Genomic DNA, 26,553 nt, shown 5'->3' with positions numbered 1-26,553 from the left:
AAGGCGGGGCTATTAGAAGCCAAGACCTGCGTATTTGTTCTTAAACTTGGACACACGGCCGCCGGTATCCATCAGTTTGGCGTTGCCGCCGGTCCAGGCTGGATGCGCCAGTGGGTCGATGTCGAGCGCCATTTGGTCGCCCTCTTTGCCCCAAGTGGTTTGGGTCTGGAACACAGTACCGTCCGTCATTTTGACGTTGATCATGTGGTAGTCGGGGTGAATTCCGTCTTTCATCGATCCGGTCCTTATTCGGCTTTGGCTTTGTAATTTGCATCCTCGGCGATACGTGCCGATTTGCCGCGACGATCGCGCAGATAATAAAGCTTGGCGCGACGCACGCGGCCACGACGGACCACTTCAATGCTGTCGATATTGGTCGAATACAGCGGGAACACACGTTCCACGCCTTCACCGAAGGAGATCTTACGAACGGTGATCGAGGCTGCGATGGTTGCGCCACCTTTGCGCGCGATCACGACGCCTTCGTAGTTCTGCACGCGCGAACGGGTGCCTTCGGTCACTTTGTAGCCGACACGAATGGTGTCACCGGCCTTGAAATCCGGAATGGTCTTGCCGAGCGCAGCGATCTGCTCGGCTTCGAGTTGGGCGATAAGATTCATCGCATGTCCTTTGCTAGCGGGGTTTTCCCCGACGTGATGCCCGCGACAGAGCTTCTGATCTTCGACCGGGTCCCTACAAAGTAAGCCCGCCAGAGGTGCCGCTTGCGTTTTTAAGCCGAGTTTTCAGCCAAACTTGCGGAAGAAGGCAAGTCTTAAGGCCAAAAGGAATCGGGCCCGATGAGGGATTAGCCCCCGGACAGGCGGCGTATAGGGTTTGGCGCGGGCGGGGTCAAGGGCTGGGGCGGTGGCTGGTGGCACAAAGGGTGGATGCCTCCGGCGGGGATATTTGCACCAAGATGAAAGCGCTGGGTCAGCTTTTCTTGCGCAGGAAGGCTTGCCACAGATCGGGACGGCGGATTTTGGTGATCTCTTCGGCGGCGGCTTGGCGCCATTTGGCGATGGCGCCGTGATTGCCAGAGGTGAGGATGTCTGGGATCGCGAGATCGTTCCAAAGCGCGGGGCGGGTGTAATGCGGGTGTTCAAGCAGGCCATCGGAGAAGGATTCCTCGACCGTGCTTTCGGCATTGCCAAGCACCTTTGGCAGCAGGCGCACGCTGGCGTCGATCAGCGCCATGGCGGCGATTTCGCCGCCGGTCATCACGAAATCGCCCAAGGAGACTTCTTCGATCTGATGATGATCGAGCAGGCGTTGATCGACACCCTCAAAACGGCCACAGAGCAGGGTGAGGCCGTCACAGGCAGCAAAGCGGCGCGCCATGGCCTGATTGAAGGGCTTGCCGCGCGGCGAGAGATAGATCAGCGGCCAGCGCAGCCGGTCGGGCGGGGTGCCGAGGGCTGCATCGGTGAGCGCCGCATCCAGCACATCGGCGCGCAGCACCATGCCTGCACCACCGCCTGCGGGGGTATCATCGACATTGAGATGTTTGCCGACGCCATAGGGCCGCAAATTCAGGATATCGAGCGCCCAGAGCCCAAGGTCGAGCGCCTTGCCGGTCAGCGATTGGCCAAGGATGCCGGGAAAGGCATCGGGCATCAGGGTGATGATTTTGGCGCGCCACGCCGATTTGACATGCATCGGTTCGGCCATCAGATCGCGCGGCTGCAAACTGGCGCGGATCGAGATGCGGCCATGCGATTTGGAGGGCGCCTCGGGATCGGCTTTGGGGGTGGTTTCATCACTCATGCGCGCTTTTACCGCGAGACGCGGCGGGGCGCTAGGGTCAAAGACCGCGCGGCCCGAGGCGGGCCAAAGCACGAGACCTGTGATGGCAAAAGCGGCAATGGCCTTGCAGGAACGATTTGACTTGCAGCCAAACCGGCCGCACAAGAAAACAGAGACCCAAGTGCCCCGAAGCAACCGACTGGCCCGCCCCATGATGCCCCCCTTGCAAGACAGCGCAAGCCTGTTGACCCGCAGGCCGATCGATTATTCTTTTTGCAGCCTTGTGACCAAGCCCGCGCTGTATCAGGCGATGGTGCAGAGCTTTGCTGCGGCGGGCTTTGATGCGGAAAGCTGTGAATTTATCCATGTTGACAATACTTTGGCCAGTGTCGCGGATGGTTATAGCGGGTTGAACCAGATGATTGCCAAAGCCGAGGGGCGCTATGTGATCTTGGCGCATCAGGATCTGCTTGCCATCGAGACGAAGGCCAAGCTGGACAGCGTTTTAGTGAGGTTGACGCAGGTTGATCCGGCTTGGGCGGTGGCGGGCAATGCTGGCTGCGATGCTTTGGGGCGGCAATATACTCGCATCACCGACCGGCACGGCTTTAATGTGAAATTTCCGGGCGATGCGGCACGGGTGATGTCTTTGGATGAGAATTTCATCATTTTGCGCAAAGACGCGGCTTTGGGCTTTTCCGAGGATTTGTGCGGATTTCACCTGTATGGCACGGATATTGTGTTTCAGGCGCATCTGCGGGGCAGATCGGCCTATGCGGTGGATTTCCATCTTGAACATCTGGGAGCGGGGAAGATTGATCAAAGTTTTGTCACCTGCATGCAGGCATTTCAGCGCAAATACCGCCAGTTTGGGCCAAGGCTGCAAGTCAAGACGCCTTCAACGCGGGTCAGCCTTGGTGCGCGCTCTTTTGGCACCTGGCTTTGGCAGCGCAAGCTGGCGCGGCGGGTGGCGCGGGGCGAGACTGCGGCATGGTCGCACAAGCTTAAGCGGCTGACCGCAGCGCTGGCGGATCTGTGGTATCGGCGGGTCTTAAGAAAGGCTTACCGGTTGGAGGGGCTGGCGCTTGATCTGTCGGCAGACGCGCCGCTGGCTCTGCGCAAAGCCCTGCGGCGGGGGCGGCATCTGCAAGGTGAAGCGGCGATGATCGCCAAGCATCTGCGGCCAGATTTGGCGGTTGTCTTGCAGGGCAGCGCGCTGTCGCTGTTGCAGGGGCACATCCGGCGCGCAACGGGCGGCAATCACGAGCTGTTTTTGCAGCAAAGCCTTGAGGCGAACATGCCGAAGGGCGGCTTTGCCTTGGTGACAGCGCAGGCAAATCTTTTATACGATTTGCTGCAAGACCGCCCAGAGGTTCTGGCCCCCTGCTCTGTGATCATCCTAAGCCTGCATCCGGCGGATTTGCACGACAGCGGCAGGTCGGTCAGCGGGTTTTTGGCCAGCGCGCGCCACAATGGGTTTGCGGTTGTCGAGACGGATGGTGCGGCGGTGGTGCTGCGGCGGGCGGCTTAGTCCAGCCCCTCGGGCAGATCAAGGATCACACGGCCTGCGGTAAGATCAACCGTGGGCACGACGGCAAGGGTAAAGGGCAGCAACAGCGCCGATTTCAGGCTGGGGCCGGTAATTTCCAGCAGATCGCCTGCGCCGTGATTGTGCACGGCGTGGACGCGCCCCAGCTCGACACCGCCGGTGTCAAAGGCCGCAAGCCCGATCAGATCGGCGTGATAGAATTCGTCATCGGGCAGTTTCGGTAGCTTTTTCTTATCGACGTAAAGGTTGACGCCGCGCAGATCATCGGCCTGTTCCTTGGTCGTCACGCCAGAAATCCGCGCGCCAAGCCCGCCCGAGACGGGGCGGGTCAGGGTGATTTTATAGCTGGTTTGGCCGTCTTCGGTGAAAACAGGGCCGTAAGAGGCAATATCGGTAGGTTCGGTGCAAAAGCTTTTCAGCCGCACCTCGCCTTGAACGCCGAAAGAGCCTGCGATGGCACCGATACAGATCAGGTTGCTGGGCATGTGGCTCTCCGGTTTAAAAAAGGCGGCCCCGATTACAGGAGCCGCCCAAAGAATTATTCAGCAGCCGCTTCGGCAGGTGCAGCTGCGCGTGCAGCTTTCTTGGCAGCAAGTTCTGCCATGCGCTTACCTGGAACCGCCGATTTAGGGTTCAAGCGGGCTTTCTTTGGCATCGCGCCGGCAGCTTCCAGCATGCGTGCGATACGGTCGGTTGGCTGTGCGCCCTGCGAGAGCCAGTACTGAACGCGCTCCATGTTCATTTTCACGCGCTCTTCGCTGTCTTTGGCCAGCAGTGGGTTATAGGTGCCCAACTTTTCCAAGAAGCGGCCGTCGCGTGGGTTGCGGCTGTCGGTGGCCACGATCGAATAGAATGGGCGCTTTTTGGAACCACCGCGCGCAAGGCGAATTTTCATGGACATAGTGTCGTCTCCTTAGGTTTTCTAGGCTGTGCATCCGCGCAGCTTTTTGGGTTATTTCTGTAGGTGTTCGTGATGCCTGATGACTTCCGAGATGATGAAGGTCAGGAATTTCTTGGCAAACTCTGGGTCAAGGTCGGCGTCTTTTGCCAGACCTTCCAGCCGCTCGATCTGGCGCGCTTCGCGGTTTGGATCCGAGGGCGGCAGCTCGTGCTGGGCTTTCAGATGACCCACGGCTTGGGTGTGTTTGAACCGCTCGGCCAGCGTATAGACAAGGATCGCGTCCAGACGGTCGATCGAGGCGCGATGATCTTTCAAGATCTCGGCGGCGCGGGTGATGGCGTCGGTCATATGCGGGCCTCAGGGGTTGGCACAAAGCAAAGGGGGCAAGCGGGCAGGATCATTTCTTTTTCATCAGTCCCGAAAGCGAGGCAGGCAGCGACAGCCCGCCGCGCGGCATGCCGGGGAAGCCGCCGCCCATTCCAAGACCCTCTTTCATGCCTTTGGCCGCTTCGGCCATGGCTTCGGGGGACATATTGGCCAGATCGGGGGCACCTTTGCCACCCATCATCTGCTTGATGGCCTGCTTCATCATGCCGCCCTTGCCCATCTTCTTCATCATATCGGCCATCTGGCGATGCTGTTTCAGAAGTTTGTTCAGCTCGGCCACATCCATGCCCGCACCGGCCGCGATGCGCTTTTTGCGGCTGGCGGCCAGAAGGTCAGGGTTGGCGCGTTCTTTTTTGGTCATCGAGTTGATCAGCGCGATCTGATGCGCCAGCATTTTGTCGTTAAAGCCCGCGGCTTCGGCCTTTTTCGCCATGCCGCCCATGCCCGGCATCATGCCCATCAGGCCCTGCATGCCGCCCATCTTGACCATCTGTTCCAACTGGCCGCGCATGTCGTTCATGTTGAACAGACCCTTGGCAAAGCGCTTGGCCATGCGTTCGGCTTGTTCGGCCTCAAAGGTCTCGCGGGCGCGTTCGACCAAGGCGACAATGTCGCCCATGCCCAGAATGCGGCCCGCAACCCGCTCGGCTTCAAAGGTTTCCAGCGCGTCCAGCTTTTCGCCCAGACCGACAAAGCGGATCGGCTTGCCCGTCACCGCGCGCATCGACAGCGCGGCACCGCCGCGCCCGTCGCCGTCCATCCGCGTCAGCACCACGCCCGAGATGCCGACTTTGCCGTTGAATTCGGCGGCGACATTCACCGCGTCTTGGCCTGTCAGACCATCGACAACCAGCAGCGTTTCGCGTGGTTGGGCGATGTCGCGCACCGATTGGATTTCATCCATCAGCACTTCGTCGATGTGCATCCGGCCTGCGGTGTCAAAGAACACCACATCATAGCCGCCCATCGCGGCTTGGGTCTTGGCGCGTTTGGCGATTTGAACCGCGCTTTCGCCTTTGACGATCGGCAGGCTGTCAACGCCGATTTGCAGCGCCAGAATCGCCAGCTGTTCCATCGCCGCAGGGCGGTTGGTGTCCAGCGAGGCCAGCAGCACGCGCTTGCCGTTTTTCTCTTTCAGACGCTTGGCCAGTTTGGCCGTGGTCGTGGTCTTGCCCGAACCTTGCAGACCCACCATCAAGATCGCCGCAGGCGGGTTGTCGATCTTCAGCGCTTCGGGCTCTTCGTCACCCGCCAGCACCCGCACCAGCTCGTCATGCACGATCTTGACGACCTGCTGACCGGGGGTGATGGATTTGGTCACCGCTTGGCCGATGGCCCGGGTCTTGACCGCTTTGACAAAGTTGCGCGCCACATCCAGCGAGACGTCTGCTTCCAGCAAAGCGGTGCGCACTTCGCGCAGGGCGGTGTCGACATCGGCCTCGGACAGCGCGCCGGCCTTGGTCAGACGGTCGAAGACGCCACCAAGGCGTTCTGACAGGCTTTCAAACATCGCGCTCTCCTTTTATGCCCATATGGGCGCTCGGTCGGGATTCCCAAAGGCCAATGCGAAACGGCACCTGTGGGCGCAACGCGCTGACAGGTGGCGATCCCGAGCATAGCCCAAGGGACCGGAAGCCTTTGCCTCCGGGGAATTAGGCTGGCGGATACGCAGATGTTGCGGCAGAGTCAAGCCGCTTGCCTTTAACCGATGGGTTTTCCAAGGTGCAAGTGAGCAAAAGGGGGCCTGCGATGGACAATTGGGACGAGATTCGCACCGCCTATCAGGTGGCAAGGATGGGCACGGTCTCGGGGGCGGCCGAGGCGATGGGCGTGCATCATGCCACCGTGATCCGCCATATCGACGCTTTGGAAAAACGTCTGGGCGCCAAGCTGTTTCAGCGCCACGCGCGCGGCTATACTGCAACCGAGGCTGGGCGCGATCTGTTGGTGGTGGCCCAGACCACCGAAGAACAGTTTGGTCAGCTTGCCAGCCGCATCAAGGGTCAGGGCGAACAGGTGGCAGGGGAGTTGGTTGTCACCTCGATCTCGGGGCTGACCGCGTTGCTGGCTCCGGTCTTTGCCAGCTTTCAGGATCACTATCCGGCGGTGATGATCCGCTATCTGACCGACCGACGGCTGTTCCGGCTGGATTATGGCGAGGCGCATGTCGCAATCCGTGCCGGAAATGCGCCGCAAGAGCCCGATAATGTGGTAATGCCCTTTGGCCGGATGCGAGCGGCGCTTTATGCCAGCAAAGCCTATATCGAAGCCCATGGCATGCCGAAAAACGAAGCCGAGCTGGCGCAGCATCGCTTTGTTTACAACGAGACCACGGGCAATCGCGCGCCGTTTTACAAGTGGATGACCGACCGCGTGCCGCATGATCGTCTGACCTTTCGCGTCTCGCTGCCCGAAGACAGCCTGACGGCGATTCAGGCGGGTTTGGGCTTGGGCTTTGTCGCGGTCTATGAGGCCAACCGACAGGCGGATTTGGTGCAGGTGATGGCGCCGATCCCCGAATGGGATGCACCGCTATGGCTGGTGACCCATGTGGATTTGCACCGCACCTTGAAGGTACAAAGTTTCCTCAACCATCTGAAAAGCGCGGCAGCAGATTGGACTGATATATGATGTGGTTTCGGCAGCTGACGCCTGCCCAGCGCGGGCATCTGGCAATGCTGTGCTTCTCGGCGCTTGTCGCGGGGTCGTTCAGCCTTGGGGCCATGGCCTCGAAGTTCATTGCCCCCGCGGCGATGACCGTGGCGCGCTTTGCCTTGGCAGGGGCCTTAGTTGGGGCGGCTGCGGCCTTTAGCACGGGCATTGCGCGCAGCACTTGGCGGGCGCCTTGGCGCTATTTCGTCTTGGCGGCGCTGCTGGCGGCCTATTTCGTGCTGATGTTCAAAGGCTTGCAGACAGCGACCGCGGTGCCGACCTCGGCCGTCTTTACCTTGACGCCCTTGATGACGGCGGGCTTTGCTTGGCTGCTGTTGGGGCAGATCACCACGCCACGCATGGGATTGGCCTTGGCGATTGGCGCGGCTGGGGCGCTTTGGGTAATCTTTCGCGGCGATGTGGCCGCGTTGATGCGGCTCGAGATTGGCCGCGGCGAGATGATCTATTTTATCGGCTGCGTCTCGCATGCGATCTATGCGCCGATGGTGCGCAAGCTGAACCGAGGCGAGCCGGCGGTTGTCTTTACCTTTGCGATGATGGCGGCGGGCTTTGTGCTGCTGGGCCTTTGGGGCTGGCGCGATGTTTTGGCCACCGATTGGGCAGGCCTGCCGCCGATTGTCTGGATCTGTCTGGCCTATGTCTCGATTGCGGCCTCGGCCCTGACCTTTGTGCTGTTGCAATTTGCCACCATGCGGCTGCCCAGCGCCAAGGTGATGGCCTATACCTATCTGGTGCCGTCTTGGGTGATCTGTTGGGAATTGGCCTTGGGCCGCCCTGCCCCGCCGATCAATGTCTTGGGCGGCGTGGCCTTAACCAGTTTGGCGCTGTGGTTGCTGTTGAAGGAAGAGCCGCGCTAGCGTAAGCCTGCGCGCAGCGGTGTTAGCGCTATAATGCCAAGGTCTGGGAGGACAGTGCATGTATATCGGGCTTGATCTGGGCACATCGGGGCTGAAAGGCATCTTGATGGACGAAAGCCAGCGCGTGCTGGCCGAGGCGACAGCGCCTTTGACCGTCGAGCGTCCGCATGAGGGCTGGTCAGAGCAAGACCCCGCAGCTTGGATTGCGGCCGCAGAATCGGTGCTGGGGCAGTTGTCGGCGCAGGGTTTGGGCGGCGTGAAAGCCATCGGGCTTTCGGGGCATATGCATGGCGCGACGCTGATCGACGCGGCGGATCAGGTGCTGCGGCCCTGCATCTTGTGGAACGACAGCCGCAGCTTTGCCGAGGCCGCCCGTCTGGACGCGCGGCCAGAGTTTCGCGCGATTTCCGGCAATATCGTGTTTCCGGGCTTTACCGCACCAAAACTCGACTGGCTGCGCGCCCATGAACCCAGCCTGTGGGACAAGGTCGCCAAGGTTCTGCTGCCCAAGGATTATCTGCGGCTGTGGCTGACCGGCGATCATGTGGGCGAGATGTCGGATGCAGCGGGCACGGCCTGGCTGGATACCGGCGCGCGCGATTGGTCGCAAAGCCTGTTGTCAGCCTGCGGTCTAACCCGCGCGCAGATGCCGCGCTTGGTCGAAGGGTCTGAGGTGTCGGGCCAGATCCGCGCGGGCCTTGCCAGCCGCTTTGGTCTGCCCGAGGGCGTGATCGTCGCGGGCGGTGGCGGCGACAATGCTGCGGCAGGCGTGGGGGTTGGCGTGGTGCGCGCGGGCGAGGCCTTTGTGTCTTTGGGCACCAGCGGCGTGCTGTTTGCCGCCAATGACGGCTATCAGCCCGACCCCGCAACGGCCGTGCATACCTTTTGCCACGCGCTGCCAAAGACCTGGCATCAGATGGGGGTGATTTTGGCCGCCACCGATGCGCTGAATTGGTATGGCCGCTTTGTCGGCCAAGAGGCGGCGGTGCTGACAGGCGAGTTGGGCGCGCTGCAAGCCCCCGGCAAGACAACCTTCCTGCCCTATCTGGGCGGCGAGCGCACGCCGCTGAATTCAGCCGCCATTCGCGGCGCCTTTACTGGGCTTGACCATATCACCGACCGGCAGGCCGGCACCCGCGCGGTGCTCGAGGGCGTGACCTTTGCCATCCGCGATTGCCGCGATGCTTTGGCCGCCACCGGCACCAAAATCGAAAATCTGCTGGCGGTTGGCGGCGGCTCGCGCTCGGACTATTGGCTGCGCGCGATTGCCACCGCCTTGGATTGCCCGGTCAGCCTGCCGGTTGCGGGCGATTTTGGCGGGGCCTTTGGCGCGGCGCGGCTTGCCTTGATGGCGGCCACGGGTGCCGGGGCCGAGATCGCCACCCTACCCCAGATCGCCCGCGAGGTGCTGCCCGACCCCGCCCTCAAAGATGCCTTCGATGCGGGCCACGCCCGCTTTGCCGCCGCACAATCTGCAATCAGGAGCCTTGCATGACCGATTTCTTCAAAAACATTCCAACGATCAAATACGAAGGCCCAGGCACCAGCAACGAATTCGCCTTCCGCCATTACAACCCCGACGAGGTGGTGATGGGCAAGCGGATGGAAGACCATCTGCGCTTTGCCGTGGCCTATTGGCATTCCTTTGCTTGGCCAGGAGGCGACCCCTTTGGCGGCCAGACCTTTGAGCGGCCTTGGTTTGGCGACAGCATGGCGCTGGCCAAGATGAAGGCCGATGTCGCCTTCGAGATGTTCGACATCCTTGGCACGCCGTTTTATGCTTTCCATGACGCCGATGCCCGCCCTGAAGGCGCGACTTTTGCTGAATCGCTGCGCAATCTGGAAGAGATCGTCGAATATCTTGCCGAAAAGCAGGCCAGCCATAAGGCAAAACTGCTATGGGGCACCGCCAATCTGTTCAGCCATCGCCGCTGGATGTCAGGCGCTGCCACCAACCCAGACCCCGAGGTTTACGCCTATGCTGCGGCCACGGTGAAATCTTGCCTTGATGCGACGATGAAGCTGGGCGGGCAGAACTATGTGCTTTGGGGGGGCCGCGAAGGCTATGAAACCCTGCTGAACACCGATCTGGCGCAAGAGCGCGCCCACGCAGGCCGCTTCCTGCAATCGGTTGTGGACTATAAGCATAAGATCGGCTTTCAAGGCGCAATTCTGATCGAGCCCAAGCCGCAGGAACCCAGCAAGCATCAGTATGATTACGATGTGGCGACGGTCTACGGCTTTTTGAAGGATTTCGGGCTGGAGAAAGAAGTTCAGGTCAATATCGAGCAGGGTCACGCGATCTTGGCCGGCCATTCGTTTGAACATGAAATCGCCCTGGCAACCTCGCTTGGGATTTTCGGCTCGATCGACATGAACCGCAACGATTACCAATCCGGCTGGGACACCGACCAATTCCCCAACAACCACGCCGAAAAGGCCGTGGCCTTCTACGAAATCATTCGTGCCGGCGGCTATACCAAGGGCGGCACCAACTTTGACGCGAAAATCCGGCGCCAATCGCTTGACCCCGAAGATCTGATCTTGGCGCATGTCGGCGGCATGGACACCTGCGCGCGCGCCTTCAAAGCCGCCGCAGCGCTGTTCGAGGCCGATGCCCTAGAGGCCAAGCGCCGCGCGCGGTATGCGGGCTGGCAGTCCGCCGAGGCCAAGGCGATGCTGACCCAGCCTTTGGAAGCGGTGGCGGCAAGCGTTTTGGCGCAGAACATCAACCCACAACCACGTTCAGGCCGGCAAGAACGGCTCGAGAATCTGTGGAACGACTATATCTAAGCAAAATCTAAGGATTTGAGGCAGGGGGCCAGCGATGCGAATCGCTGGCCCTTGTTGTTTTGGCGGCAAAAACTTGCCACGCCGCTGATTTCGATCACGATTTGCGTGATGAAAGCGCCAAGCCGCAGCTTTACTTTGTAACATCACAGCCCTGTCATCTGGCGGAAAGACGAAAATACTCAGCAGGGCTTAAGTTTAAATGCCGCGACGCAGCAGAATCTTTGACAAGCCCCGATCACGAAAACTTAATGAACGAATTCGTTCAGTTTTCTATTTCCATCCATATTCGTTCAGTATATACCTAACTCATCGAAACGAAGACTGGAGACGGAGCAAATGACTTGAGAGAAAAACTCGCACGTTGAATGACTTGGCCAAAATGGCCGCACCGAATGTGACAAGGCTTACCTGATGTAAGCCAGGCTTCGGTTTTAAAAAATCCCTGCCAAACCCACCGCTTCCCCTTGGGAACGGAACGGGAAAGGCTTTCCAAATGAAAGAGTTTATCATGTTGAAATCTATCCTGACCCCCGCCCTGATCGCCCTGTCGTTGACCGGTACTGCCTTTGCTGGCCAAACCTCGACGGATACCCAGCTTGCAAGCGCTGCCGGTGTTGCGGCTGGCGAATACACCACAGCCGAGCTGCAAAACATCATCACGGCACGCCGTGAGAACGATGCGACCTCCGAGAAGTTCTATCTGACCCATACCAACCGCAACGAGGCTGCGGGTGATGCTGCCGGCCAATTGGCAAAGCTGGCCGGCGTGGCGCAAGACAAATACAGCGCCAATGAATTGCAACGCATTATCACGGCAAAAGTTAACAACGACCAACAGACCGTTGCCTTCGTGGTCTCGGGTGCGGGGCGCAATACCACCGACACGCTTGGTTCTGTCACCGCAGGCAAGGCCCAATTGGCCGGCGCTCTTGGTTTGAACCCTGCCGATTACACCATTGCGCAGCTGATCACGCTAGATGCGGCAAATACCTCGGGCCACTAACCCGAAACACCCAAAGACACCGCGCCGGTCCTTCGGGGCCGGCGCAAGCATGTGGAGGCACTGTGATGGCTTGCTCCAAAGATGCGATAGAACTACCTTGCCCCAAATCCGCGCAAAAGCGGCACGAGGGGATAGAGATGATCGCCGCCAAGGCCTTGGGACGACCCAAAGACATGGAGAAGCGCTGCGCCATCCTTGATGCGGGTTTGAAACTTTTTGCCGAACGCGGAATGGACGGCGTTCCGATGGAGGCTTTGGCCGCAGCGGCCGGCGTATCCAAGGTGACAGTCTACGCCAATTTCAAAGACAAAAATGCGATTATGCTGGCGGTTGTGGATCGTGAAACCGCACGGCTGGATTCGCTGGCCGCCGAAGCGATGCAGACCGAGGGCGATTTGGCCGAAAAGCTGACGCGCGTTGGCATGGCCTTGGTGGACCTGATCTCGGAACCCTCGCGTCAGGCGATCGAGCGCTGTCTCAGCATGGAAAAAGCCCGCCACCCTGAACTTGCGCAACGATTCTTTGACGCGGGGCCAGGACATCTGCGCGATATTCTGGGCAATCTTCTGGCCGAAGCCTGTCATTGCGGCGCGATGGATCTGCGCTGCTCTCGCACGGCCGCCGAAGATTTGCTGGGGCTTTGGCTCGGATTTTCGGACATCGAGCGCCGCTACAGCACCGTCCCCCCAGACCCCGCAGTTTTGCGCGAACGCGTCACCCGTGGCGTGGCGTTCTTTATCCGCGCGCACGCAAACTGACCGCCAGACCAAAGCTCTGCACGGATAAAAGTTGGAAACGCGTTTACGCTAACCAACTGATAAAAAGGGGGAAGATGGTGGACCCAGAGCGATTCGAACGCCCGACCCTCAGATTCGTAGTCTGATGCTCTATCCAGCTGAGCTATGGATCCATCTTGGGGTGCGTTTAGCCCTCCAAGCGCGGCATTGCAAGAGCAATTCCACAGAGATTTGCAAACTCTGTCACAAAGTTTGTTTTTCTGCGGCTTCGAACACAAATACCCATAAAGCCAAGTAAATGTTGCCAAATTCAGCTGCGGGCGATGGTTTTTGGCAGATGGATCAGGAATTCCGAGCCAAGGGAATCGCTGCGAAACAGCTCGAGCCGGCCACCATGGCCGCGCACCAGTTCGGCGGCGATTGCCAGCCCCAGCCCGATGCCGCCCTTGCGCGCGCCGCCCTGAAACGCCTCGAACAAATGCTCGCGGGCGCGCTCGGGCAGGCCGGGGCCGGTGTCGCCAACGCTGATCCACCATTCGGCGGGGGTCTCTCCAGCCGAGATTTCAATGCTGCCCTCTGTGCCAGTGGCCTCGATGGCTTGGCGAGCGTTGCGGATCAGGTTCGACAGCACCCGGTAAAGCTGCTCGTAGTCGGCAGAAATCATCATGGCTTGCGGCGCTTCGATCAGGCAGGTCACGCTGCCCGCGCCCGCCAGGCCTTCGGCCTCGGCCACCTCTTCGGCAAGGGCTGCAAGGCTGAACTGGCGTAGGCTGGGCGGCGATTCCTCGGCTTTGCCAAAGGCGAGGGTCGATTCGCACAAAGCCGCCGCACGGCTGATCGAATTCACCAGCTTGGGGGCGGCGCGCGCCACCATTGGATCATCAGAGCCTTCAATCCTATCGGCAAAAAGCTGGGCCGTGGTCAGGATATTGCGCAGATCATGGCTGATCTTGGCAACCGCCCCCCCCAGCTGCGCCAGCCGTTCTTTTTGCCGCAACGAGCCTGTTAACTGCTGCTGCATCGAGGCCATCGCTTCTTCGGCGTCGCGCAGCTCGACCACGCTGGCGGTGGGATCGATGACGCGGCGGGCATCTTCGGGGGCCTCGGCATAGGCTTTCATATGCGAAACAACGCGGCGAATCGGCAAGACGATCAAGCGCTGCACCGCCACAAACAGCAAAAACGCCGTCACCACCGAGATCAGCGCCGAAAGAATCAGGATACGCTCGCTGTAATCCAGCATCGCGGCACGCATCGGCCCCGCATCCATCGTTACCTCGATCAGCAGACCAGCGGCTTGCACCGGATAGCCGATCACGCGAATGATCTTTTCATCCGCATCCAAAAGGCAACGAAAAGCATCGCGGATCAGCTCCCATGGGCCAGCCTCGCGCAGATCAAAGGTGCCTGCGATCGGCGTTGGAATCGGCGAAGACAGCACAAGCTGGCGCACCTCGTCGCGCCGCAGCACCACGTTATAGACCTCGGCATTGGCCAAAAGCTCTTTTTCCAGCGCGGGGGTGACCATATCTTCGGCCGCAAGCTGCGCCAGTGCCGCGATTTGGGCTTTTTCCAGCCGCATCGTCATAAAATCCGACCGAAAGCGCGCAATCGAGGGCACAAAGATCAGCACTTCTGCAAGCATGACAAAAGCCACGGTCAGCAGCAAAAACCGCCCCGACAGGGTATGCAGAAAGCCATGCCGTCTGACTGTCACCTCTGCGCTCTCCTGCTTGCCTAAAGACCTAAGCCGCTGCCAGCATCAGGGCAGCCAGCGCTGCACAAAACCCACCAGCCGCTTGAGGCTAGGGTTATCAAAAAGCTGGGGCGAGAAATAGGCCCCCGCTGCACGTTTCGAGATTTCGCCGCGCGTCGGATAGGGGGCGATCATGCCGGTGATGGCGCTGATCTTCAGCCGCGCCGAAACCGCCAGCGCCCAAAGCCCGATCAGCTCGCCCGCCTGCGCGCCGACGATTGTAACGCCCACGGGGCGGCCCTTGACCAGCATCAGTTTTAAAAACCCCTCGGCGCGGGCCTCGGTCAGGGCGCGGTCGTTATGGGCGAAGTCTTGCCTGATCACCGTCACATCGGGGTGTTTGGCGCGGGCTGCGGCCTCGGTCAGCCCGATCTGCGCCAGTTCGGGGTCGGTATAGGTGACCCATGGCACCACTTTGGCCTCATGCGCGGGCAAGCCCAGCAGAATTTGGCGGATCACCACGCCCGCATGAGCACCGGCCACATGGGTGAACTGCAAACCGCCCGCCACATCGCCCACCGCATAGACGCGGCGGTTGCTGCTGCGCAGGTTGGGCCCCACTGTCACGCCGCGCGCGGTATAGGCGACAGCCGCCGCCTCTAGGTTCAGCCCCGCAATTGCAGGCACGCGGCCCACCGCGACCAGAACATGCGAGCCTGTCAGCGTGGTGCCGTCGGCCAAGACCGCCTCGACCCCCTCCGGCGTTGCCCGAAACCGCGCGGCATCCTGACCTTCAAGGATCGTCACACCCTCTGCTCGCAAGGCCGCAAGCACCACCGCCGCCGCCTCGGGGTCTTCGCGCCCCAGCGCTGTGGATCGTGCAATCACCGTGACTTTGCTGCCCAAACGCCGATGCGCCTGCGCCATCTCCATCGCAATCGGGCCTGCACCAAGGATCAGCAGATGCGCGGGCAGGCTGGTTTGGGCAAAAATCGTCTCATTGGTCAGATAGGGCAGATCGTTCAGGCCCGAGACCTGCGGGATCATCGGATGCGAGCCGGTGGCGATCACAAAACGCCTTGCGCGAATGCGCTGGCCGCCCGCTTCAACCTCGCGCGGGCCGGTAAAGCGGGCAAAGGCGCGGATCACCTGCACGCCCAGCGCCTCGAACCGCGCCTGACTGTCAACGGGGGCAATGCCCGCGATCACCGCAGCCACCTGCGCCATCACGGCGGCAAAATCAATCTGCGGTTCAGCCCCCGCCACGCCCGCAGCCCCCTTGCGCAACACCTGCGCAGTCTTGGCCGCAGCAAGCAGGGTTTTAGAGGGCACGCAGCCGGTGTTCAGACAATCGCCCCCCATCTCGCCCGCCTCGATCAGCACCACCCGCGCGCCCATCTGCACCGCGCCCGCCGCAAGCGACAGCCCGCCCGAACCTGCACCGATGATGCAAAGATCTGTGGTGATCACATCCATTTATCGCGCCTTTCGCAGAAATTTCAGCAAGATCGGCAGGGCTGACAGCGCCGCCAACCCCAAAAGCGGCAGCAGCACCGGCGCGGAAAAGATCACCGACAGATCGGGCCTCTCGCCGCGCGCAAAAACCTCACCCAGCCCGGCGCCAATCGAGGTAAAGACAAAGGTTGCAGGCAAAATCCCCAGCAGCGTCGTCAGGGCAAAGGGTGCAAGCCGGATGCCCAGAAAGGCCGGAATCAGATTGGCCAGAAAGAACGGCAAAGCCGGCACCAAGCGCATGATCAGCAGCGCCGACCATTGATTTTCGCGCAGATTGGCTTGCAGTCGCGCCGCAGCTCCGGTGCTGTTTTGCAGCCTTGCAGCCGCCGCCGCCCCAAAGCCCGCGCGCGCAGCCAGAAACACCACAACCGCACCAAGGCTGGCCGCGATGACATTATAGGCCACCCCCGGAAACAGCCCAAACAAAAAGCCCCCCGTCAGCGTCGCCATCGTCGCCCCCGGCAGGCTTAGGCCCACAATTGCAACATAGGCCAGCCCAAAGCCCAAGCTCGCCAACAGGAAATGCTGATCCTTATAGGCCAGAAGTGCCGTACGATTCGCAGCCAGCGCATCAAAGCTGAGTTTGTCGCGCAAAAACACCGCGCCGATCAGCGCCGCGGTCAGAATCAGCAAGAACGGCAGCTTTTCGGCAAGGCGAGGCATAAGGCATCCTGTAAAACTCGCCACAGGATGGGCAAAACCCCGCGACAATGCCAGCACCAACCGCCCCTGCATCACGCGGCCTTGATCTTTGGCAGGCTTTGCGGCACCCAAAGACAGCGGTTTGTAACATTTCAGCAGGCTCTTCGCGTCAACAAGGTGAATTGTTGCAGAAATCTGCTGCGGCGCGCGTTGACTTACCGCCATTCCCCCCCTAAAGGACGGGCTTCAAGTTTACGCGTCGAATCCACTGGATCGACGCCTGTCTGATGGAGACCGCGATGAAGCGCACTTTTCAACCGTCGAACCTGGTTCGCGCCCGCCGTCACGGCTTTCGCGCTCGTATGGCAACCAAGGGTGGCCGTCTTGTGTTGGCAGCTCGCCGCGCCAAGGGCCGCAAAAAGCTGTCGGCATAATTTCTGACTGGTCCTTTCAGGGCCAAACAGGAGTAACGATATGACACCGCCGAAGGTATCGGACATTGGCACACCCGCCGAAGCGTCCGAAGCGCCTCCGGCGGTTTCCGTTTGTCTTGAGACATTAAAGAACCGCCCCGATTTCCTGCGCACCGCACAGGGACGTAGGCAGGGCACTGGCAGCTTTCTGGTGCAGGCCCGCGCCCGCGAAGATGGCGCGGCCGTCGTGCGGATTGGCTTTACCGCCTCAAAGAAAATCGGCAACGCAGTGGCCCGCAACCGCGCCAAGCGCCGCCTGCGCGCCCTCGCCCGCGAGATTTTGCCAAGCCACGCGCGGGCCGGCTGGGACTATGTCATCGTCGCCAAGCCCGAAGCCACAATCTCTCGCGTCTTCGCCGATATGCGCGCCGATCTGATCAGCGCGCTTGTCTCGGTGCATCGGGGCCGTTCGTGACACCGCTGGCAAAGGTGCTGGCGCTGCCAGTGCGGGCCTATCGGCTGGTGCTAAGCCCTTGGGTTGGACATGGGTGCCGCTTTCAACCCACCTGTTCGGCCTATGCGCTTGAGGCTTTGGACCGCCATGGCGCGGTCAAGGGCGGCTATCTGATGGTAAGCCGGATTTGCCGCTGCCACCCTTGGGGCGGCTCTGGCTATGATCCGGTGCCGGGCGCTGATCCTGACCACGACCGCACGCTCTAGCTGGCATTTTTGCGGGCAATCTGGCACAAAAGCCGGATAACCAAAGGCCTGCCATGCGTGACGATACACCCGACGACATTCACCCCCTGTTCCACGGCGCTCCTGACACCGAGGCCTTTCGCAAGCTGCGCAAACGCATCGTGCAACAGGTGCGCGAGGCCACCGAGGCCTATGGCATGATCAAACGCGGCGCGCGCTGGTTGGTCTGCCTGTCGGGGGGCAAAGACAGCTATACGCTTTTGGCGGTGCTGCACGAATTGCAATGGCGCGGGCTTTTGCCGGTTGATCTGCTGGCGTGTAACCTTGATCAAGGTCAGCCGAACTTCCCCGCCACCGTTCTGCCCGCGTTTTTGGCCCGCATGGGGGTGCCGCACCGCATCGAATATCGCGACACCTATTCGGTGGTGATCGATAAAATCGCCCCCGGAGGCACCATGTGCAGCCTATGTTCACGCCTGCGCCGTGGTAATCTTTACCGCATCGCGCGCGAGGAAGGCTGCTCTGCCGTGGTGCTGGGGCATCACCGCGACGACATTCTGGAAACCTTTTTTATGAACCTGTTTCATGGTGGCAGGCTGGCTGCGATGCCGCCGAAACTGCTGAACGAAGACGGAGATCTATTTGTCTATCGCCCGCTGGCCTATGTGGCCGAAGCTGACTGCGATGCCTTTGCTAAAGCCCTGAATTACCCAATTATTCCTTGTGATTTATGTGGCAGCCAAGATGGCTTGCAGCGCGCGCAGGTCAAAAAGCTGCTTGACGAATGGGAGACCAAAAGCCCGGGTCGGCGCAACGTGATGTTCCGCGCGTTAAGTCATGTACAGCCCGCGCATTTGGCCGATCCGGCACTGTTTGATTTCGCAGGCCTTAGGCCAAAACAGGAAAAAATTTCAGAAAATCCTATGTAACTTCGGGGGATGGATTAACCGAGTTATCAGACCAAAAGCCTAGATCTGACGGCAAGAGCCTGCGTCGCTCCGAATCAGATTAAGGTCAGTTTGATGGTTTCCGGCATTTTGTCCCGCATGATTTCATGGTTTTTTAAATTTGGTTTTTGGCTTCGCCGCCCCGAAGTTTTGATTTTCGCCCCTGCCGTCGCGCTGTGCAGCTTTTGGTTTTTGGGCGAAGAAAGCCTGATCTTACTGGCCTTGCTGCTGCCGACTGTTGTCGTCGTGACCTGGCAGCGCCCACCCACCCCAGAGGCAGCTCGGTTGCCCGATGTGTTAGAGGGATTGTCTTTGCGCAGCCAAATCATTGGCAGCCTTGATAAAATCTTGCAGGACGCCCCTATCAGCGGGCGAAGCTCGGCCTGTTTTGTGCTGCAATTTGATGACAGCGACCGTTTGCTCACCCGCTTTGGCCGCGCCGCCCAAGTCGAGGTTCTGGCCCGATCTGCCGAGCGTATTTGTGCCGTTTTGCGCGCAGGCGATGTTGTGGCACGGCTTGAAGGTGGCGGTTTCGCTGTGGCGCTTGCGCCGGTGCGAAGGCTAGAGCTTGAAGCTTTGGTGCAGCTTGCCTCGCGGCTGCAATCTGCGGTCTCTGTGCCGGTAAACCTCGATGCCTCAAAGCTTTACGTCACTTGTTCGATCGGGTTTTGCCACAGTGTGAATGCCCCCGACCTAAGCGGGGCCAGCCTTTTGAACGCCGCTCAAATCGCCGCGGATGAGGCGCGCCGACGCGGGCCGAATGCGATCAGAGCCTATTCTGCAGATATGGCCCGCAGCCGCGCCATCCGCGAATCTTTGCGCGCAGATCTGGAACGCGCATTGGAAGAAGGGCAGATTCGCCCGCATTTCCAGCCGCAAACCGAAACCTTTTCGGGCGAAATCACGGGCTTCGAGGCCCTCGCGCGTTGGTATCATCCCGAAAAGGGACTGATCCCGCCTGCCGAATTTCTGCCCCTGATCGAAGACGCCGGCATGGAAGACCGTCTGGGCGAAGTGATTTTGTACCACGCGCTGATGGCGCTGGCTGCATGGGACAAGGCTGGCCTGAAAATCCCGACCGTGGCCGTAAATTTTTCGGCGCAAGAACTGCGCAATCCACGGCTGGCAGAGCGGTTGAAATGGGAATTGGACCGCTTTGATCTGGAACCCAAACGCCTTTCGGTGGAAATCTTAGAAACCGTTGTGGCGGAGACTGCAAATGATGTTGTGGTCGCCAATATCGCGGCTTTGGCGCGGATGGGCTGCGGCATTGATCTAGACGATTTCGGCACCGGACATGCCTCGATCACTGCACTGCGGCGTTTTGCGGTGCGCCGCATCAAGATTGATCGAAGCTTTATCACCCGTCTGGACAGCGACCGCGACCAGCAAAAAATGGTCTCGGCGATCTTATCGATGGCCGAGCGGCTGGGGCTGGCCACTTTGGCCGAGGGGGTCGAAACCCCGGGTGAACACGAAATGTTGGCGCAGCTGGGTTGCTCGCATATCCAGGGGTTTGGCATTGCCCGCCCAATGCCTTTGGATGAAACCATGGATTGGATCCCGCGCCATCGCGGACATCTGTCAAAGGTCAAAAGTCTTGCCGCGCATCGTTAGGCTTGGGGCAGGCTGCGCCAGCGCGAGACAGCAGGCCAGATCCAGCATTATCGACAGAAAAGCCGCGCAATTTGCCCCAAATCCCTGACCGAGTGTCACAGAAGGGGGAAAACCGCTTGACCTTTGCCCGCCCCTATCGTTGAACCACGCCTGACCTTGAACAGGAATGGTGGTGGTCCAATGGACGATCAAAATAAGAATTTAGTCCTCACGACAGTGCTCAGCTTTCTGGTGATCCTTGGTTGGTTCGTCGCAGGGCCCAAGCTGTTTCCGCAGTGGTTTCCAGACCCAGCCGCGCTTGAAATCGCAGCGGATCAGCCACTTGTCGCGCCGCAAGCCACAACGGCACCTGCCGCGCCGGTCACCTCGACCGAGCCTTTGCCCGAAGCGCCGCGCCTGACCATCGACACGCCGATGCTGACAGGGTCGATCTCGCTCTTGGGTGGCCGGTTGGATGATTTGTCGCTGAAAACCTTTAAAGACACGCTTGAGAAAGACTCTGCCAATGTGCGGCTTCTGTCGCCGGTAGGCCAGACCACGCCCTACTATGCCGTCTTTGGCTGGGCGCCGGGCGCGGGACTGACCGCAGATGACGTACCGGGCGCGAAATCGGAATGGAAACTGGCCTCGGGCAGCACGCTTTCGGTTGGTCAGCCAGTCAGCTTAACCTGGCAAAACAGCAAGGGCATGAGCTTTGTACGCAGCATTTCTGTTGATGCGAACTTCATGTTCACCGTCAGCGACCGCGTTGAAAACAATGGCACCTCGGCTGCAAGCCTTTACAGTTACGGCATTATTGCCCGCCATGGCTTGCCGCAGTTGCAAAACATCTATGTGGTTCACGAAGGTCTGGTGCGTCGCACCGATGGCAGCCTTGAAGAGATCAAATACAAAAAGGTAGCTGGCCTTCCACAAGTCGACTCCGAATCGGCACAAGCCGAGGTGAAGCAAGCCAGCACCGATGGCTGGATCGGCTTTACCGACCACTATTGGATGACGACGCTGATCCCCGAACAGGGCAAGCCCTATACATCGGTGGTGAAATATGTGGCTGGCGCCGATATCTATCAGGCCGAAGTCCGCGAACCTTTGGTGACGCTGGCACCGGGCGAGGCGACGGAAACCTCGACCCAGCTGTTTGCCGGCGCCAAGGTTTGGCAGACGATTGGCGAATACGAGAATGATCCGGGCGTCGTGGCGCAACTGTTTGGCGCAAAAATCGACCCCGCACGGCCACAGATCAAAGGCTTTATCGATTCGATCGATTGGGGTTGGTTCTATTTCCTGACCAAGCCGATCTTCCAAGTCTTGCACCTTTTGCACGCGCTGATCGGCAACATGGGTCTGGCGATCATTGGTCTGACCTTCTTCCTGAAGCTTTTGGTGCTGCCGCTGGCCTATAAATCTTACGTCTCGATGGCGCGGATGAAGGAATTGCAGCCCGAAATCGAAGCGCTGAAAGAGCGTGTCGGCGAAGACAAGCAAAAGCTGCAAAAGGAAATGATGCAGCTTTACAAGGAAAAGAAGGTCAATCCGGCCGCAGGTTGCTTGCCAATTCTGATCCAGATCCCGATTTTCTTTAGCCTTTACAAGGTGATCTTTGTCACGCTGGAATTGCGCCAAGCGCCGTTCTTTGGCTGGCTGAAAGACCTCTCTGCGCCTGACACCTCGTCGATTTTCAACATGTTTGGCGCTTTGCCTTGGGATGCGCCTTTGCACGGCACCCTGCTTGCGACGATTTTCATCGGTGCGCTGCCGATCTTGCTGGGCATCTCGATGTGGTTGCAGCAAAAACTGAACCCAGCGCCCGCTGATCCGGTGCAACAGCAGATTTTTGCTTGGATGCCTTGGGTCTTCATGTTCATGTTGGGTGGTTTTGCAAGCGGTCTGGTGGTCTACTGGATCACCAACAACACCATCACCTTCACCCAGCAATATCTGATCATGCGCAGCCATGGCCACAAGCCCGACATCTTTGGCAACATCAAGTCAGGCTTTAAGAAAAAGCAGGCGGTAGCCGAAAAATGACGCAAGTGCTGGCACAGATTTGCCGGCACCCGATCAAGGGACACGGACGCGAGACCCTCGCGTCCGTTCGTCTTTTGGCGGGGGCCTGCATGCCATGGGACCGGCATTGGGCCGTCGCCCATGACGCGGCCAAGCTGGTCGATGGCTGGAACCACTGTGCCAATTTTGCGCGCGGCGCCAAGGCGCCCGCCCTGATGGCGATCACATCGGATTTTGACGAGGCTATGGGCGTGATAACCCTGCGCCACCCCGAGGCGGGCGAGATTGCCTTTCGCCCGGATGATGCCGCCGATCTGCCACGGTTTCTGGATTGGGTGCGCCCGCTGAACCCAGCCGAGCGTGCGCAGCCAGTGGCGATTGTCAGCGCAGGGCGCGGTATGACTGACAATCCGGTCGAATCCGTTTCGATCTTGTCGATGGCGTCGCTGGCGGATCTGTCGGCCAAGATGGGCACCGATCTATCGGTTGATCGCTTTCGCGGCAATCTGTGGATCGAAGGGGCAGCAGCTTGGGCCGAGTTTGGCTGGATCGGGCAGCGGCTTTGCATAGGCGAAGCGGTTTTTGAAATAACCGAACGCATCACTAGGTGCAGCGCCACAACCGTGGACCCGAAGACGGGGCGGATTTCGGCCCCAACCTTGGCGGCGCTGGAAGAAAATTATGGCCACCAAGATTTCGGCGTTTACGCCGTGGTGGTAGAAAGCGGACAGATTTCTGTCGGCGATGAATGGAGACTGGCATGAGCCTGCAATTCACCCTTGCCCCTGAACCCGAACTGGAAGCCCGCGAAAAAGGCCGCTTGCTGTTCGCGGGCCCCGTTGATTTCGTCAAAGGCGTGGTGGCGATGTCGGGCCTGCCCGAACCAGACCGGTTAGAGGTTTGCTTTGCGGGCCGCTCGAACGTTGGGAAATCGAGCCTGATCAACGCGCTGACCGGCCGCAAAAGCCTTGCGCGGGCCTCGAACACCCCCGGCCGGACGCAAGAGATCAACTATTTCGCACTGGGCGAGATGAACCGCTTTTTGGTCGACCTGCCCGGCTATGGCTATGCCGAAGCGCCGAAACCGATTGTGGCAAAGTGGCAAGCGCTGCTGAAATCCTATCTGGCCGGTCGTCAGACCCTGCGCCGCGCTTTCGTGTTGGTCGACACCCGCCACGGCGTAAAGCCGGTGGATGAAGAGATCATGTCGCTGCTCGACCGGTCTGCCGTCACGTTTCAGGTGGTGATGACCAAGGCTGATAAGGTTTCCAAGATCGAGCGCGACGCCAATATCGCGCTGTCGATTGAGGCCTTGAAAAAGCACCCCGCTGCCTATCCTGAACTGGTGCTAACCAGCTCGGAAAAGGGCGATGGCATCGAGACGCTGCGCGCCATTATCGCGACTTTGGTGTAACAGCGCTAAACGTGCTGGCCACCGTTGATCTGAATTTCGGTGCCGGTGATATAGCTTGATTGCGCCGAACACAGGAACCAGATCGCCTCGGCCACCTCTTTTGGCTGGCCAAGGCGGCGCAGCGGCAGGGTTTGCACAATTTTATCTGTGCCCGGTGACAGGATCGCGGTTTCCACCTCGCCGGGCGCGATGGCATTGACGCGCACGCCAAGCGGGCCAAAATCATGCGCCATCTCGCGGGTCAGCGCCGCAAGCGCCGCTTTTGACGTCGCATAGGCCGCCCCCGCAAAGGGATGCACCCGCGAGCCGACGATCGAGGTGACATTCACCACCGCCCCGCCCGCTGCAACCAGCTCGTCTTGCAACCCGCGCGCCAGAATAACCGGCGCGAAAAAGTTGACATGAAACACCTGCCCCCAAGTGCGCAGATCGGTGTCCAGCGTGGTCAACCGCTTGCCACCCTCGCCCTTGGGCGAGATCCCGGCGTTGTTGACCAGCGCATCCAAACGGCCGTTAAGCTTGGATTTGATCGTCTCGATCGCCTCGATGGTCTTTTTCGGATCGGCAAGGTCGATCTGGATGTGATTCTCTTCGCCACCCGGCCAAGGGCAGCGCGGGTCAAAGGGTTGGCGCGAACAGGTCAGCACGCGCCAGCCCTCCGAGCCAAAGCGCTTGACGGTGGCATGACCGATGCCGCGGCTTGCACCTGTCAGCACGATGGTTTTTTGGTCACTCATCGGGGTCTCCATTTCTAGCGCCAAGCTACGGCTTTGGCTGGGGAAAGCAAGCCTTGGCCCGCAGCGCCAAACGCGTCTTGGCAGGGGCTGCCAAAGCCGCTAGGTATTTCGCAACCACGGAGTCGCCCCATGCAGAAGCAGACCCTTACCATGACCGATGCCATTCACACCGCCAAAATGCTGTCCGAGGCACTGCCCTATCTGCAACGGTTTTCCGGCGCGGTGGTGGTGGTGAAATTTGGCGGCAATGCCATGGGCGATGATGCCGCAATGGCGGAATTTGCCCGCGATATCGTGCTGATGCGGCAGGTTGGGGTGAACCCGGTCGTGGTGCATGGCGGTGGCCCGATGATCAACGAGATGCTGGCCAAGCTGGGCATCGAAAGCAAATTCGTGCGGGGCAAGCGGGTGACCGATAAGGCCACGGTGCAGGTGGTCGAAATGATCCTATCGGGGCTGGTGAACAAGCGCATCGTGCAGGCGATCATGGATGCCGGCGGCCGTGCGGTGGGGATTTCGGGCAAAGACGACGATATGATGGTCTGCGTGCCCGATGATCCAGAGCTTGGCTTTGTCGGCAGGCCAGTCGAGATGAACGTGCAGGTGCTGCGCGATCTTTACGGCGCGGGAATCATCCCGGTGGTGGCCCCTGTGGCGACCGGCATGGCCGACAACGAGACCTTTAACGTCAATGGCGACACCGCAGCGGGCGCGATTGCGGGCGCTTTGCAGGCGGATCGGTTGCTGTTGCTGACCGATGTTGCCGGCGTGAAAAACGCCGCGGGCGAGGTGATGACTCAGATCACCCCCGAAGAGATCAGGCAGATGACCGCAGACGGCGTGATTTCCGGCGGGATGATTCCCAAAACTGAAACCGCGCTGATGGCGATTGATGCGGGCACCCGGGCGGTGACGATTCTGGATGGCCGCATTCCCAACGCCTGCTTGCTTGAGCTGTTCACCGATCACGGCGCGGGCAGTCAGATCCGCTCGACCGCGCCGCGCGTGATGCCCCGCGTCAAGCGCTGATGCTGGCGCAGATCGCAGGTTTGGCGGCGGCGCATCAGCTCGAGGTGCTGGGCGGTTTCACCTGTGACGCGGACGAAAGCCTGCCAAAGGGCACCCGCAGCCTGTTGCTGCTGGGCCCCGCAGGGCCGCAATATTGGCCGCATGTAACCGCGCAACCCGAATGGCAAGACGGCGCGCCGGACCCGATTGACCGCTGGTCGCGGCGGGTGATTGGCGGGCTTGCCTGTCAGTTAGGTGGCAAGGCGCTGTTCCCCTTTGGCGGTGCGCCCTATCATCCGTTTTACCGCTGGGCGCTGCGCACGGGGCGGATTTGGGAAAGCCCAGTGCGGTTGTTGGTGCATGACAGCCACGGCCTGATGGTCAGCTTTCGCGGTGCCTTGGCGCTGCGCGAAGTGGTCGAGCTGCCGCAGGCGGTGTGGCCTTGCGACAGCTGCACGGCCCCCTGCCTGACCGCCTGCCCTGCTGGCGCGCTTGGGGCGCAGGGCTATGACCTGCCCGCATGTCACGGCTATCTCGACAGCGCGGCGGGGGGGGATTGCCTGAATTCGGGCTGCGCCGTGCGGCGGGCTTGCCCGTTACCGCAGAGCCGTGCAAGACTGGCCGAACACTCGGCCTATCACATGGGAATATTCCACACATGAAGCGCCTTATCCTGACCCGCCACGCCAAATCCGCTTGGGACGATCCAACCGTAACCGACCACGACCGACCGCTGAACGAACGCGGCAAGGCGGCCGCTGCCGACTTGGGCGAATGGTTGGCCTCGCGCGGCTATGTGCCTGAAAAAATTCTTTGTTCTGATGCTGTGCGCACCCGTGCCACTTGGTCAGGGCTGGCCCCCGCCCTGCCCGGCACACCGGTGCTAGAGCTGAAGCCCGCGCTTTATCATGCCGGGCCCGATGTGATGCTTGCGGTGTTGCAGCATGCGCAGGCCGATGTGGTGATGATGATCGGCCATAATCCCGGCATCGCCGATTTCGCCGCGCGCTTGGTGGCGACCGCGCCGCTGAACCCCGAATTTTCGCGGTATCCAACTGGGGCCACTCTGGTTGCCGATTTTATGATCGACAGCTGGGCCGAGGTTGGCTTTGGCCTTGGCGCCACGGTCGATTTCGTGATCCCCCGAGAGATCCAGGTTTAACCCATGAAAAAGGCGCCCAAACGGGCGCCTTTTTTGTTTGCGCAGACCCCTTA

29 protein-coding genes and 1 tRNA gene are annotated in these 26,553 nt (G+C 60.2%); 18 read left to right on the top strand and 12 right to left on the bottom strand.

Going from position 1 to position 26,553, the window contains the following annotated elements; translation table 11 throughout:
- Positions 1-12: 12 nt before the first annotated feature.
- From rpmE to trmD, 3 genes are all read right to left on the bottom strand, one after another.
- Entirely contained in the window at positions 13-234 is a 222-nt protein-coding gene (rpmE, locus tag V7Q10_RS06160) for a 50S ribosomal protein L31 (protein WP_333868181.1), read from the bottom strand.
- A gap of 11 nt (positions 235-245) precedes the next feature.
- Complete coding sequence (gene rplS, locus V7Q10_RS06155) at positions 246-620, bottom strand: 50S ribosomal protein L19 (RefSeq protein WP_333868180.1); 375 nt, start codon at positions 618-620, stop codon at positions 246-248.
- Between the two features lie 310 nt (positions 621-930).
- A complete protein-coding gene (gene trmD / locus V7Q10_RS06150; protein WP_333868179.1) occupies positions 931-1,764 on the bottom strand; it encodes a tRNA (guanosine(37)-N1)-methyltransferase TrmD in 834 nt (277 codons plus the stop codon).
- 190 nt (positions 1,765-1,954) lie between these two features.
- Between trmD and V7Q10_RS06145 the strand changes: the two genes are divergently transcribed.
- Positions 1,955-3,274 (top strand): hypothetical protein, encoded by a 1,320-nt coding sequence (locus V7Q10_RS06145; RefSeq protein ID WP_333868178.1) that lies wholly within the window; start codon positions 1,955-1,957, stop codon positions 3,272-3,274.
- Here V7Q10_RS06145 and rimM read toward each other — a convergent pair.
- From rimM to ffh, 4 genes are read right to left on the bottom strand one after another with little or no spacing between them, the layout of a single operon-like run.
- Entirely contained in the window at positions 3,271-3,777 is a 507-nt protein-coding gene (rimM, locus tag V7Q10_RS06140; protein ID WP_333868177.1) for a ribosome maturation factor RimM, read from the bottom strand. The genes V7Q10_RS06145 and rimM overlap by 4 nt on opposite strands.
- Before the next feature lie 53 nt (positions 3,778-3,830).
- Positions 3,831-4,193 (bottom strand): 30S ribosomal protein S16, encoded by a 363-nt coding sequence (gene rpsP, locus V7Q10_RS06135; RefSeq protein WP_333868176.1) that lies wholly within the window; start codon positions 4,191-4,193, stop codon positions 3,831-3,833.
- Between the two features lie 51 nt (positions 4,194-4,244).
- Entirely contained in the window at positions 4,245-4,541 is a 297-nt protein-coding gene (locus V7Q10_RS06130) for a chorismate mutase (RefSeq protein WP_333868174.1), read from the bottom strand.
- 49 nt (positions 4,542-4,590) lie between these two features.
- Positions 4,591-6,090 (bottom strand): signal recognition particle protein, encoded by a 1,500-nt coding sequence (gene ffh, locus V7Q10_RS06125; RefSeq protein WP_333868173.1) that lies wholly within the window; start codon positions 6,088-6,090, stop codon positions 4,591-4,593.
- Positions 6,091-6,329: 239 nt separating this feature from the next.
- Here ffh and V7Q10_RS06120 point away from each other — a divergent pair, with 239 nt between their 5' ends.
- From V7Q10_RS06120 to V7Q10_RS06095, 6 genes are all read left to right on the top strand, one after another.
- The gene (locus V7Q10_RS06120) at positions 6,330-7,211 is read left to right on the top strand and encodes a LysR family transcriptional regulator (protein ID WP_333868172.1); all 882 of its coding nucleotides are present in this window, start codon (positions 6,330-6,332) and stop codon (positions 7,209-7,211) included.
- Entirely contained in the window at positions 7,208-8,110 is a 903-nt protein-coding gene (locus V7Q10_RS06115) for a DMT family transporter (protein ID WP_333868171.1), read from the top strand. Before V7Q10_RS06120 ends, V7Q10_RS06115 begins: the two co-directional genes overlap by 4 nt.
- A 58-nt stretch (positions 8,111-8,168) precedes the next feature.
- On the top strand, positions 8,169-9,605 hold the full coding sequence (gene xylB / locus V7Q10_RS06110; RefSeq protein WP_333868170.1) for a xylulokinase: 1,437 nt from the start codon (positions 8,169-8,171) through the stop codon (positions 9,603-9,605).
- Positions 9,602-10,903, top strand: a complete 1,302-nt coding sequence (gene xylA, locus V7Q10_RS06105; protein ID WP_333868169.1) for a xylose isomerase — start codon at positions 9,602-9,604, stop codon at positions 10,901-10,903. The genes xylB and xylA overlap by 4 nt, the downstream gene beginning before the upstream one ends.
- A gap of 493 nt (positions 10,904-11,396) precedes the next feature.
- Positions 11,397-11,906 (top strand): hypothetical protein, encoded by a 510-nt coding sequence (locus V7Q10_RS06100; protein ID WP_333868168.1) that lies wholly within the window; start codon positions 11,397-11,399, stop codon positions 11,904-11,906.
- 137 nt (positions 11,907-12,043) lie between these two features.
- On the top strand, positions 12,044-12,664 hold the full coding sequence (locus V7Q10_RS06095; RefSeq protein ID WP_333868167.1) for a TetR/AcrR family transcriptional regulator: 621 nt from the start codon (positions 12,044-12,046) through the stop codon (positions 12,662-12,664).
- 75 nt (positions 12,665-12,739) lie between these two features.
- Here the strand turns inward: V7Q10_RS06095 and V7Q10_RS06090 are convergent.
- The 4 genes from V7Q10_RS06090 to V7Q10_RS06075 all read right to left on the bottom strand — a co-directional run bounded on the left by V7Q10_RS06090 (position 12,740) and on the right by V7Q10_RS06075 (position 16,517).
- Positions 12,740-12,816, bottom strand: a tRNA-Arg gene (locus tag V7Q10_RS06090).
- 137 nt (positions 12,817-12,953) lie between these two features.
- Complete coding sequence (locus V7Q10_RS06085) at positions 12,954-14,288, bottom strand: sensor histidine kinase (RefSeq protein WP_442885827.1); 1,335 nt, start codon at positions 14,286-14,288, stop codon at positions 12,954-12,956.
- A gap of 117 nt (positions 14,289-14,405) precedes the next feature.
- Positions 14,406-15,815 carry a dihydrolipoyl dehydrogenase family protein gene (locus V7Q10_RS06080; protein WP_333868165.1) on the bottom strand — a complete coding sequence of 470 codons (1,410 nt, stop codon included), beginning with the start codon at positions 15,813-15,815 and terminating at the stop codon, positions 14,406-14,408.
- Positions 15,816-16,517, bottom strand: a complete 702-nt coding sequence (locus V7Q10_RS06075) for a TVP38/TMEM64 family protein (RefSeq protein WP_333868225.1) — start codon at positions 16,515-16,517, stop codon at positions 15,816-15,818.
- A 278-nt stretch (positions 16,518-16,795) separates the two neighbouring features.
- Between V7Q10_RS06075 and rpmH the strand changes: the two genes are divergently transcribed.
- The 8 genes from rpmH (at position 16,796) to yihA (ending at position 23,593) form a co-directional block, all read left to right on the top strand.
- Positions 16,796-16,930, top strand: coding sequence for a 50S ribosomal protein L34 (gene rpmH / locus V7Q10_RS06070; protein ID WP_008032609.1), 135 nt, complete (start codon positions 16,796-16,798; stop codon positions 16,928-16,930).
- A gap of 40 nt (positions 16,931-16,970) precedes the next feature.
- The gene (rnpA, locus tag V7Q10_RS06065) at positions 16,971-17,384 is read left to right on the top strand and encodes a ribonuclease P protein component (RefSeq protein WP_333868163.1); all 414 of its coding nucleotides are present in this window, start codon (positions 16,971-16,973) and stop codon (positions 17,382-17,384) included.
- Positions 17,381-17,629 carry a membrane protein insertion efficiency factor YidD gene (yidD, locus tag V7Q10_RS06060; RefSeq protein WP_333868162.1) on the top strand — a complete coding sequence of 83 codons (249 nt, stop codon included), beginning with the start codon at positions 17,381-17,383 and terminating at the stop codon, positions 17,627-17,629. The genes rnpA and yidD overlap by 4 nt, the downstream gene beginning before the upstream one ends.
- Positions 17,630-17,682: 53 nt before the next feature.
- Positions 17,683-18,537, top strand: a complete 855-nt coding sequence (gene ttcA, locus V7Q10_RS06055; protein ID WP_333868161.1) for a tRNA 2-thiocytidine(32) synthetase TtcA — start codon at positions 17,683-17,685, stop codon at positions 18,535-18,537.
- A 93-nt stretch (positions 18,538-18,630) separates the two neighbouring features.
- Complete coding sequence (locus V7Q10_RS06050; protein ID WP_333868160.1) at positions 18,631-20,172, top strand: putative bifunctional diguanylate cyclase/phosphodiesterase; 1,542 nt, start codon at positions 18,631-18,633, stop codon at positions 20,170-20,172.
- A gap of 180 nt (positions 20,173-20,352) precedes the next feature.
- Positions 20,353-22,200: a membrane protein insertase YidC gene (gene yidC, locus V7Q10_RS06045; protein ID WP_333868158.1), complete on the top strand. Its 1,848-nt coding sequence runs from the start codon at positions 20,353-20,355 to the stop codon at positions 22,198-22,200.
- Positions 22,197-22,943, top strand: coding sequence for an MOSC domain-containing protein (locus V7Q10_RS06040; RefSeq protein ID WP_333868157.1), 747 nt, complete (start codon positions 22,197-22,199; stop codon positions 22,941-22,943). The genes yidC and V7Q10_RS06040 overlap by 4 nt, the downstream gene beginning before the upstream one ends.
- On the top strand, positions 22,940-23,593 hold the full coding sequence (yihA, locus tag V7Q10_RS06035) for a ribosome biogenesis GTP-binding protein YihA/YsxC (RefSeq protein ID WP_333868156.1): 654 nt from the start codon (positions 22,940-22,942) through the stop codon (positions 23,591-23,593). The genes V7Q10_RS06040 and yihA overlap by 4 nt, the downstream gene beginning before the upstream one ends.
- Before the next feature lie 5 nt (positions 23,594-23,598).
- On the opposite strand, the gene V7Q10_RS06030 is transcribed toward yihA, so the two are convergent.
- On the bottom strand, positions 23,599-24,330 hold the full coding sequence (locus V7Q10_RS06030) for an SDR family NAD(P)-dependent oxidoreductase (RefSeq protein WP_333868155.1): 732 nt from the start codon (positions 24,328-24,330) through the stop codon (positions 23,599-23,601).
- Positions 24,331-24,480: 150 nt separating this feature from the next.
- Here V7Q10_RS06030 and argB point away from each other — a divergent pair, with 150 nt between their 5' ends.
- From argB to V7Q10_RS06015, 3 genes are read left to right on the top strand one after another with little or no spacing between them, the layout of a single operon-like run.
- Positions 24,481-25,359, top strand: a complete 879-nt coding sequence (gene argB, locus V7Q10_RS06025) for an acetylglutamate kinase (RefSeq protein WP_333868224.1) — start codon at positions 24,481-24,483, stop codon at positions 25,357-25,359.
- The gene (locus tag V7Q10_RS06020) at positions 25,359-26,000 is read left to right on the top strand and encodes a ferredoxin (RefSeq protein ID WP_333868154.1); all 642 of its coding nucleotides are present in this window, start codon (positions 25,359-25,361) and stop codon (positions 25,998-26,000) included. Before argB ends, V7Q10_RS06020 begins: the two co-directional genes overlap by 1 nt.
- Positions 25,997-26,500, top strand: coding sequence for a SixA phosphatase family protein (locus tag V7Q10_RS06015; RefSeq protein WP_333868153.1), 504 nt, complete (start codon positions 25,997-25,999; stop codon positions 26,498-26,500). The genes V7Q10_RS06020 and V7Q10_RS06015 overlap by 4 nt, the downstream gene beginning before the upstream one ends.
- Positions 26,501-26,553 lie beyond the last annotated feature (53 nt).

Origin of the sequence: Cypionkella sp., from assembly GCF_036782355.1 — a bacterium.
Lineage (GTDB): Bacteria > Pseudomonadota > Alphaproteobacteria > Rhodobacterales > Rhodobacteraceae > Cypionkella.
This window is presented reverse-complemented; position numbering and strand designations above follow the sequence as displayed.

Coding starts and splice junctions, on each gene's coding strand:
- V7Q10_RS06085 (WP_442885827.1), bottom strand. CDS start 14,288: ATGCTTGCAGAAGTGCTGATCTTTGTGCCCTCGATTGCGCGCTTTCGG.
- xylA (WP_333868169.1), top strand. CDS start 9,602: ATGACCGATTTCTTCAAAAACATTCCAACGATCAAATACGAAGGCCCA.
- rpmH (WP_008032609.1), top strand. CDS start 16,796: ATGAAGCGCACTTTTCAACCGTCGAACCTGGTTCGCGCCCGCCGTCAC.
- rpmE (WP_333868181.1), bottom strand. CDS start 234: ATGAAAGACGGAATTCACCCCGACTACCACATGATCAACGTCAAAATG.
- V7Q10_RS06050 (WP_333868160.1), top strand. CDS start 18,631: ATGGTTTCCGGCATTTTGTCCCGCATGATTTCATGGTTTTTTAAATTT.
- V7Q10_RS06075 (WP_333868225.1), bottom strand. CDS start 16,517: ATGCCTCGCCTTGCCGAAAAGCTGCCGTTCTTGCTGATTCTGACCGCG.
- V7Q10_RS06100 (WP_333868168.1), top strand. CDS start 11,397: ATGAAAGAGTTTATCATGTTGAAATCTATCCTGACCCCCGCCCTGATC.
- yihA (WP_333868156.1), top strand. CDS start 22,940: ATGAGCCTGCAATTCACCCTTGCCCCTGAACCCGAACTGGAAGCCCGC.
- yidC (WP_333868158.1), top strand. CDS start 20,353: ATGGACGATCAAAATAAGAATTTAGTCCTCACGACAGTGCTCAGCTTT.
- rnpA (WP_333868163.1), top strand. CDS start 16,971: ATGACACCGCCGAAGGTATCGGACATTGGCACACCCGCCGAAGCGTCC.
- rimM (WP_333868177.1), bottom strand. CDS start 3,777: ATGCCCAGCAACCTGATCTGTATCGGTGCCATCGCAGGCTCTTTCGGC.
- V7Q10_RS06115 (WP_333868171.1), top strand. CDS start 7,208: ATGATGTGGTTTCGGCAGCTGACGCCTGCCCAGCGCGGGCATCTGGCA.
- V7Q10_RS06030 (WP_333868155.1), bottom strand. CDS start 24,330: ATGAGTGACCAAAAAACCATCGTGCTGACAGGTGCAAGCCGCGGCATC.
- V7Q10_RS06145 (WP_333868178.1), top strand. CDS start 1,955: ATGATGCCCCCCTTGCAAGACAGCGCAAGCCTGTTGACCCGCAGGCCG.
- V7Q10_RS06095 (WP_333868167.1), top strand. CDS start 12,044: ATGATCGCCGCCAAGGCCTTGGGACGACCCAAAGACATGGAGAAGCGC.
- xylB (WP_333868170.1), top strand. CDS start 8,169: ATGTATATCGGGCTTGATCTGGGCACATCGGGGCTGAAAGGCATCTTG.
- V7Q10_RS06130 (WP_333868174.1), bottom strand. CDS start 4,541: ATGACCGACGCCATCACCCGCGCCGCCGAGATCTTGAAAGATCATCGC.
- argB (WP_333868224.1), top strand. CDS start 24,481: ATGACCGATGCCATTCACACCGCCAAAATGCTGTCCGAGGCACTGCCC.
- V7Q10_RS06080 (WP_333868165.1), bottom strand. CDS start 15,815: ATGGATGTGATCACCACAGATCTTTGCATCATCGGTGCAGGTTCGGGC.
- V7Q10_RS06020 (WP_333868154.1), top strand. CDS start 25,359: ATGCTGGCGCAGATCGCAGGTTTGGCGGCGGCGCATCAGCTCGAGGTG.
- ttcA (WP_333868161.1), top strand. CDS start 17,683: ATGCGTGACGATACACCCGACGACATTCACCCCCTGTTCCACGGCGCT.
- V7Q10_RS06120 (WP_333868172.1), top strand. CDS start 6,330: ATGGACAATTGGGACGAGATTCGCACCGCCTATCAGGTGGCAAGGATG.
- rplS (WP_333868180.1), bottom strand. CDS start 620: ATGAATCTTATCGCCCAACTCGAAGCCGAGCAGATCGCTGCGCTCGGC.
- rpsP (WP_333868176.1), bottom strand. CDS start 4,193: ATGTCCATGAAAATTCGCCTTGCGCGCGGTGGTTCCAAAAAGCGCCCA.
- V7Q10_RS06015 (WP_333868153.1), top strand. CDS start 25,997: ATGAAGCGCCTTATCCTGACCCGCCACGCCAAATCCGCTTGGGACGAT.
- ffh (WP_333868173.1), bottom strand. CDS start 6,090: ATGTTTGAAAGCCTGTCAGAACGCCTTGGTGGCGTCTTCGACCGTCTG.
- V7Q10_RS06040 (WP_333868157.1), top strand. CDS start 22,197: ATGACGCAAGTGCTGGCACAGATTTGCCGGCACCCGATCAAGGGACAC.
- trmD (WP_333868179.1), bottom strand. CDS start 1,764: ATGAGTGATGAAACCACCCCCAAAGCCGATCCCGAGGCGCCCTCCAAA.